Below are 8,154 nucleotides of genomic sequence, written 5' to 3' on the forward strand. Positions count from 1 at the left end.
ACCCTTTTATTGGGCGTTTTAACGTCCCCTCTGGACTTGCATCTTACGAAGCAGAATCCGTGCCAGTTTTAAGCGGATTAAGAAAACACAATATTTTCAATTCACTATCATAACACATGACAAAACATGCCCGAGATCTGACAGGGCAAAAATTGTGCAGTGCAAAAGCATTTGCCTAAAAAAATCCCGCCGGAATGCGGCGGGATTTTCATTTCAGTCCGTTGTTCTTGAAAAATCAGGCTTCAGCAGCCTGTTTTTCTTCAGCGGCCTCATGGGCACGTTCGGTCCGGTTGTAGCGAATGGAAGACCACAGCGCGATACCGATCAGGGCTGCACCACCAAGACCGGTGATGACTTCCGGAATGTGGAACAGGCTCTGCATGTACATGATCACCGAGAGGATCAGGATCGCGTAGAACGCGCCGTGCTCAAGGTAACGGTATTCGGCCAGCGTGCCCTTCTCAACCAGCATGATCGTCATGGAGCGCACATACATGGCGCCAATGCCGAGACCGATGGCAATGATGAAGAGATTTGAGGTCAGCGCAAAAGCACCGATAACACCGTCGAAGGAGAAGCTGGCATCCAGCACTTCGAGGTAAAGGAATGCGCCGAAGCCGCCCTTTGCTGCACCCTGCATCATCTGCTGGCTACGGTCGAGCACACCACCGAGAACTTCCACCAGCAAGAAGGTCAGCAGACCCCAGATTGCCGAACTGAAGAAGACGTTCGCTGCTTCAGGCCCGAGTTTCGGGTCAGTGCTGTCAGCGATGACACGCGAAAATATCAGCATGATGACCAGAACGAAGGCAATCTCGATGCCCTTGATGGAAGAGTAGGTGGAAATCTTCTCTTCAAGCCAACGCACCCAGTGCACATCTTTTTCATGATCGAAGAAGAAGCTCAGGCCAACCATCATCAGGAAGGTGCCGCCAAATGCCGCGATTGGCAGATGTGCGTCCTGCATGATCTGCGCATATCGATCCGGCTCGCTCGCAGCCATCACCATGGCAGTCCAAGGACCGACATTGGCAGCGATAACCACAATCAGCAACGGGAAGACGATACGCATGCCGAACACGGCAATCAGAATACCCCAGGTCAGGAAGCGATGCTGCCATTCCGGCGTCATGTCCTTGAGCTTGTTGGCATTCACAATGGCATTGTCGAAGGAAAGCGAGATTTCAAGAACAGCCAGAACTGCGCAGATGAAAAAGATCGTTGCAGTGCCGCTGACGGTGCCTGTCATCTCCCAGCCGAGATAGCCGCCAAGGATGAGGCCGATGACGGTTACGATGAACGCCCATTTAAAATAGGACATCGTGGTTTTTTGAGTGGTGGAGAGGCTCATGTTCAAATCTCTCCGTGAATGGACATGCTGGCATGCGCAGCAAAAAACGCCATGCCAAAAAAGGCACGCGCAGTAAGCGTGGTTGTTGTCTTCATGGGATAAAATCCGCCGGCTACTTTTGCAGGCGGTACCGACATCGCGAGAGCGCCGTAAAACTCTCGCCAGAGGGGCCCGGCACCATTGTTCCTCTTGCTCGATCATCAAATCGTGATGCGAGCCTCTATGTACTCTGCCAAGTTTGGGATTTCGTCAAGTCCCCCCAGCAGAAGGCATATCATCAAAAACGGGAAACAAACCGTTTTCCGGTCTGTTTCCCGCCTCATTTTATCCAGCATTTCCCGTTTTACGGGTGTGACCACTCAATGTGCTTACACAAGATCATTGGGATATTCGGCAATTGCCTTTTTACGCTTCAGCGCATTTTCGCGGAAGAAGATGTAAAGGCCTGAGATGACGATCAATGCTGCACCTATGACAATCGACACTTGTGGAATGTCGTTGAAGAACAGCCAGCCAAATACAACGGCCCATAACAGCAGCGTATATTGCAACGGCGCAACGGCTGCCGCATCGGCCAGCTTCAAGGCACGGTTGACAAGCACATGCGCACCCATGGCAACAATGCCAAGCAGGCATAGCAACGACATGTCGAAAGTAGATTCAAGCGGTACCCAGCCTTCCGACGAGACGAATAGTGCAACCGCACCGGCAAGCAGGGCACCAACGATCTGCCAGAAGGCCAAAGTCGTATCGGCGGTGTTGCGCAGCTGGCGTCCGGAAATCATCATGAAGGCAAAGGCGGCGCTGCCGATGATCGAGGAAAAGGCCGCGGGTGTCAGACTGGCGGAACTGGGTTTCAGCGCGATCATCACGCCGATGAAACCGATGACGATGGCGGTCCAACGACGCCAGCCAACCTTTTCACCCAGAATGAAGGGCGAGAGAGCAGCAACGTAGATCGGGGCTGCCAGCCAGTAGGTCATGACATCTGCCAAGGGCAGCGAAATGACCGCGTAATAAAAACAGAATATTTCCACCGTGGAGAAAAACACGCGGGCGAACTGCAGGCCACGTCGCTCAATATTGATAAGGCCGCTGACACCCACCTTCCAGAGGATCGGTGAAAGGATGATGATGGCGGCGACACTGCGGATAAGAATGACCTGACCGAGCGAATAGGTGGAAACCAGCCATTTTCCCATCGCGTCGTTCAGCGCGAACATCAACATGCCAAGCAGCATGGCACAGACGCCAAGGCTGGATGGGGAAAAACGGTTCAAAAATGCAGTCATGATCAGACCAATCGACATTTGTGTTTCAGGCGCGGCGTAAGCCGGATTTTGTAGCCGAACACGGAAAACGACTGGATGGAGAGGATCTCCACGCGGATATTGGCATGTTCAGAGGCGGTATCCGCCCTATTGAAGGCATATGAGAGAGGTCGCAGGTTCAGACGTCATCACACCATGATGGATCGTGGACCCACCAGTGGTTCTGTCGCTTAAATTCTGCGATTTCCCCCCATATCACGCTTCAAATCCCAAATGCCAATTGATCCTCCGGTCGTTTCGCACAGGAATGTTCAGCTTTGGCGCTAGAAGTCTCTTTCTAATGCCGTCCTGTCAAGGCAACGATGATTGCGGTGCGCAACAAAAGTAATATTTTTTAAATCAAGCTCGTTTCGTCGCTGAATTACCGGCAGTTGATGTGTTGCAGACTGCTTTCAGGTGAAGTTTCGTTTCTCCTGGGCAATCAGTTCCTGCAAAAACTGCACAACCGTGCGCACACGCACCAGTTCACGGGCCGATTCATGATAGGTCGTCCAGTAGGAGCGCAAAATACTGTGTTGTGGAAAGAGCCTGACGAGTTCCGGGTACTGTCGGGCAATATAGTCATGCAGAATACCGATGCCGGCACCGGAGCGCACCGCCTCCGTCTGGCCGATAGCACTTGAGATTTCGAATGCCGCGTCCCAATCGCGCATGATCTCACCGGTATAGTTGAGTGACGGCGCAAAGATCAGGTCTTCCACATAACCGATGCGCAGATGATTCTTAAGCGCCTCCAATGTTTCCGGCCAGCCCTTCGTGTCCAGATAGCTGCGCGAGGCATAAAGGCCGAGCGAATAATCGGTGAGTTTGGCAGATACCAATCGCCCCTGCTCCGGCCGTTCGATGGTGATGGCGATATCTGCTTCGCGCTGAGACAGGGAAAACGAACGCGGCACTGGCACGAGCTGAACCCGGAGTGCCGGATATCTGGCAATCAATGCACCAAGGCGCGGCGCCAGAAACGCGACACCGAAACCATCAGGCGCACCGATGCGCACCGTGCCTGCCACGGCGGCGTCGACGCGGCCGAGATCGGCCTGCGCGTTCATCATTTCGGCTTCCATGCGCTCGGCAGACACCAGAAAACGGGCACCCTGCTCCGTCAACTCGCAGCCATTGGTGCTGCGCAAAAAAAGCTGACTGCCCAATGCTGTCTCAAGTGCTGAAACCCTGCGGCTGAGGGTGGCGTGGTTGACACCCAGCCGTTTTGCGGCCGCCAGAAACTGCCCGGAACGGGCCACGCTTAGGAAACAGCGCACATCATCCCAGTTCATTGACCTGCCTTATGTCGAAATTTGCACAACAGATGATTATTCCAGGCCATTGATTTGTGCAAATCAAAGCGTAATGCTGCCGCCACAAAAATCTGGAGGATTATCATGAAGGAAATCGGTCATTTTATTGGTGGCAAGCACGTCGCTGGCACCAGTGGGCGCACATCCAATGTCTTCAACCCGGCGACCGGTGAAGTTCAGGCAACCGTGGCTTTGGCCAGCGAAGCTGAAATCCGTGCAGCCGTTGAAAATGCCAAGCAGGCACAGCCAAAATGGGCTGCCACCAACCCACAGCGCCGCGCCCGCGTTTTCTTCAAATTCGTGGAACTGCTCAACACCCATATGGATGAGCTTGCGACCCTGATCTCAAGCGAACACGCAAGACGGTTGAAGATTCCAAGGGTGACATCATTCGCGGTCTTGAAGTCTGCGAATTCGTCTGTGGCATTCCGCACCTGTCCAAGGGCGAGTTCACCGAAGGTGCCGGTCCTGCCATCGACATGTATTCCATCCGCCAGCCAGTTGGCATCGGTGCCGGTATCACGCCGTTCAACTTCCCGGCCATGATCCCGATGTGGATGTTTGCGCCAGCCATTGCCTGCGGCAACGCCTTCATCCTCAAGCCATCGGAGCGCGATCCATCGCTGCCACTGCGCCTTGCAGAACTGATGATCGAAGCTGGCCTGCCAGCCGGTATCCTCAACGTCATCAATGGTGACAAGGGTGCGGTTGATGCCATTCTGACCGATCCAGATATTGGTGCAGTGTCGTTTGTTGGTTCCACACCGATTGCCCGTTACGTTTACGGTACGGCCGCCATGAACGGCAAACGCGCCCAGTGCTTTGGCGGCGCCAAGAACCACATGATCATCATGCCGGACGCTAATCTCGACCAGGCCGTCAACGCGCTGATGGGTGCAGGTTACGGTTCGGCCGGTGAACGCTGCATGGCTGTTTCCGTTGCTGTTCCAGTCGGTGAAGACACTGCAAATCGTCTGGTTGAAAAGCTCATCCCGCAGATCGAAGCTCTCAAGATCGGCCCTTACACCGACGACAAGGCCGATATGGGCCCGCTGGTCACCAAGGAAGCCCAGGCGCGCGTCAAGGGTCTGATCGACAGCGGTGTTGCACAGGGCGCAAAACTCCTCGTCGACGGCCGCAACTTCAAGCTGCAGGGTTACGAAGAGGGTTATTTCGTTGGCGGTTGCCTGTTCGACCACGTCACAACTGACATGGACATCTACAAGCAGGAAATCTTTGGACCGGTGCTCTCCGTTGTTCGCGCCAAGAACTACGAAGAAGCTCTCGACCTGCCGATGAAACATGAATACGGCAATGGCGTTGCCATCTACACCCGTGACGGCGATGCCGCACGTGACTTCGCCTCGCGTATCAACATCGGCATGATCGGCGTCAACGTTCCAATCCCGGTTCCGCTGGCCTACCACTCCTTCGGCGGCTGGAAGGCATCCAGCTTCGGTGACCTGAACCAGCATGGCACTGATTCCATCAAGTTCTGGACCAAAACCAAGACGATCACCGCGCGCTGGCCATCAGGCATCAAGTCTGGTGCCGAGTTTGTCATGCCAACCATGAAGTAAACTAAACGACTTCACTGACTTTGCGCGCCCGTAGCATATCAATTGCTGCGGGCGTTGCTTTTTAAAGTTTCGATTGCAGAGATCGTCGATCTCTCGCTCTCGTCATGCGCTTTATGGCTGGCCTTCTGCACGCAGTGCACGTAACATACCCTCAATCAAGAAAGGCGGGGCTTCTTCAACCCTGTCTGTAATGGGGTACTAAAGGGTATGGTGGCGCGGTTTTTGATCTACCAGCAAAGAGATGTCTTTCGTTAGCGGCAGGCGAACATGTCGCATGAACGGAAACAGACCTTTGGTGCCTGAATGGATAATATTGAATACGCAAAGACATTTTTTAACGACAATCCCGACATTGAAATTCTCGAAGCCTTTGTCATCGATGTGAACGGTGTTCCGCGTGGCAAATGGATACCGCGCGAACGAGCGCTGGATATTCTGGAAAAGGGCATGGCCGTGCCACGGTCGGTTTATGCGCTGGATATCTGGGGACGTGACGTCAACGCCGCCGGCCTTGCCGAAGGAACCGGTGACCCGGATGGCATCTGCTACCCCGTACCGGAAAGTCTGTCGCGTGTAACCTGGCTCGGTCGCCCGACCGCGCAAGTGCTTCTGGCCATGAAAAACCCTGATGGGAACGGTTTTTATGCTGATCCGCGCCATGTGCTTGCACAGGTGCTGGAACGTTACAAAAAGCTGGGTCTGACACCGGTTGTCGCAACCGAACTGGAATTTTATCTGATCGACCCGGTCCGGTCTGCGCTTGATCCGGTGCGTCCACCCAAGAGCCGTGAAGGTCGCTGGCATACCGGCCAGACGCAGGTTCTGTCGATCTCGGAATTGCAGGATTTCGAAAACGTGTTTCATGAGGTGGCAACGGCCTGTCGTGAACAGAAGGTGGCCGCCGATACGACCCTGCGTGAAAACGGCCCCGGCCAATACGAGATCAACCTGAACCACGTACCCGACGCGCTGCGTGCGGCAGATTTCGCGGTGTTCCTGAAACGCATCGTCAAAGGTGTTGCGCGCAAGCACGATCTCGATGCCACCTTCATGGCCAAGCCCTACGGCACCCAGGCTGGAAATGGCATGCATGTGCATTTTTCCGTGCTGGATGAAAACGGCAACAACATCTTCATCGGGCCCAATGGCCCGTCCGATGCGCTGATGCATTCAGTTGGCGGACTTCTGGAAAACATGGGGGAAAGCATGGCGGTGTTTGCGCCACATGCCAATTCCTACCGTCGTCTGCGGCCCAGCGAACATGCGCCGACCTATGCATCATGGGGTTTTGACAACCGCTCCGCTGCCGTGCGCGTCATCACCGCCAGCCTGCCAGCCACCCGCATCGAACACCGGGTCGCAGGCGCTGACACCAACCCCTATCTGGTGCTGGCAATGATCCTCAATGCGGCATTGACAGGCATGAAGGAAAAACGCCAGCCGGGCGGTGCGATTGCCGGTGACAGCCACGCCATCAACCACGAACCCCTGCCCACCAACTGGGACTATGCCCTGCAGCGCTTTGCCCGGTCGAGCTTCGCTTACGCGACCTTTGGCCAGAAATATCGCACGCTGTATTCCGCCTGCAAACAGCAGGAACTCTCTGAGTTTTCGCTGCGCGTAACCGACGTAGAATATGACGCCTATATCAGGACGGTGTGACATGAGCATGGTTTCTTCTACCCACTCCAATTCCGCCAACCCCAATCCGGGGCACACCACCTCATGGTACGCGGCCTCTGCCAATGACAAACACGTCAGGCCTGCCCTGCAGGGTGATGTTGAAGCCGATGTCTGCATAATCGGCGCGGGTTTCACCGGCATATCTGCCGCACTTGAACTGAGCGAACGCGGCTATTCCGTCGTTGTTCTGGAAGGTGAGCGGATCGGTTTTGGCGCGTCTGGCCGCAATGGCGGACAAATCGTCAATGGTTACAGCCGCGATCTGCAGACCATTGCCGGCCGCTACGGACAGGAAAAGGCGCTGAAGCTGGCGGCGATGTCGCTGGAAGGCGGCGATATCATCCGCAGCCGCGTGGAAAAATATTCAATCGCCTGCGATCTGGTGCATGGCGGTTTCTTCGCCGCCTTCACCGACAAACAGATCCGTGAAATGGAAGCGCACAAGGCGCATTGGGAAAAACTTGGCCATAGCGGTCTTGAGATGGTGTCCAAGGCCGATGTAGCGAAATACGTGAAGACCGACCGTTATGCCGGCGGCATGATCGACAAGCTGGGTGGCCATATTCATCCGCTTAATCTGGTGCTTGGCGAGGCGGCGGCGGCTGAAAGTCTCGGTGCGCGTATCTTTGAGCAATCGCGCGTCACCTCCGTCGAGTTTGGTGCAAATCCGGTCGTGCGCACAGCAAGCGGCAAGGTTACTGCGAAATATGTGCTGGTGTGCGGCAACGCCTATCTCGGTAAGTTGCTGCCAGAGATCGGTGACCGCATGATGCCGGTTTCCAGCCAGGTGATGGCAACCGAGCCGCTCGATCCGCAGTTGATTGAAAGCCTTTTGCCGGCAAATTATTGCGTCGAAGATGCCAACTACATTCTCGATTATTATCGCCGCACGTCCGATAATCGTCTGCTCTATG

Annotated in this window: 5 protein-coding genes and 1 pseudogene; 3 read left to right on the forward strand and 3 right to left on the reverse strand. The window is 54.9% G+C overall.

The window, feature by feature from the left end; genetic code table 11:
- Positions 1-235: 235 nt before the first annotated feature.
- The 3 genes from RT613_RS13345 to RT613_RS13355 all read right to left on the reverse strand — a co-directional run bounded on the left by RT613_RS13345 (position 236) and on the right by RT613_RS13355 (position 3,956).
- Positions 236-1,351 carry a DUF475 domain-containing protein gene (locus tag RT613_RS13345; RefSeq protein WP_313616053.1) on the reverse strand — a complete coding sequence of 372 codons (1,116 nt, stop codon included), beginning with the start codon at positions 1,349-1,351 and terminating at the stop codon, positions 236-238.
- Between the two features lie 368 nt (positions 1,352-1,719).
- Entirely contained in the window at positions 1,720-2,661 is a 942-nt protein-coding gene (locus RT613_RS13350) for a DMT family transporter (RefSeq protein WP_313616054.1), read from the reverse strand.
- A 413-nt stretch (positions 2,662-3,074) separates the two neighbouring features.
- Positions 3,075-3,956 carry a LysR family transcriptional regulator gene (locus RT613_RS13355; RefSeq protein WP_313616055.1) on the reverse strand — a complete coding sequence of 294 codons (882 nt, stop codon included), beginning with the start codon at positions 3,954-3,956 and terminating at the stop codon, positions 3,075-3,077.
- Between the two features lie 105 nt (positions 3,957-4,061).
- On the opposite strand from RT613_RS13355, the pseudogene RT613_RS13360 reads away from it, so the two are divergent.
- The 3 genes and pseudogenes from RT613_RS13360 to RT613_RS13370 all read left to right on the forward strand — a co-directional run.
- Positions 4,062-5,557, forward strand: a pseudogene (locus RT613_RS13360) (CoA-acylating methylmalonate-semialdehyde dehydrogenase).
- Positions 5,558-5,860: 303 nt separating this feature from the next.
- A complete protein-coding gene (locus tag RT613_RS13365) occupies positions 5,861-7,219 on the forward strand; it encodes a glutamine synthetase family protein (RefSeq protein WP_313616057.1) in 1,359 nt (452 codons plus the stop codon).
- A 7-nt stretch (positions 7,220-7,226) separates the two neighbouring features.
- A partial coding sequence (locus RT613_RS13370; protein ID WP_313616099.1) for an FAD-binding oxidoreductase occupies positions 7,227-8,154 on the forward strand: 928 nt, incomplete at its 3' end.

It is taken from the genome of Agrobacterium sp., from assembly GCF_032092815.1.
In the GTDB taxonomy this organism is placed as follows: Bacteria; Pseudomonadota; Alphaproteobacteria; order Rhizobiales; family Rhizobiaceae; genus Agrobacterium.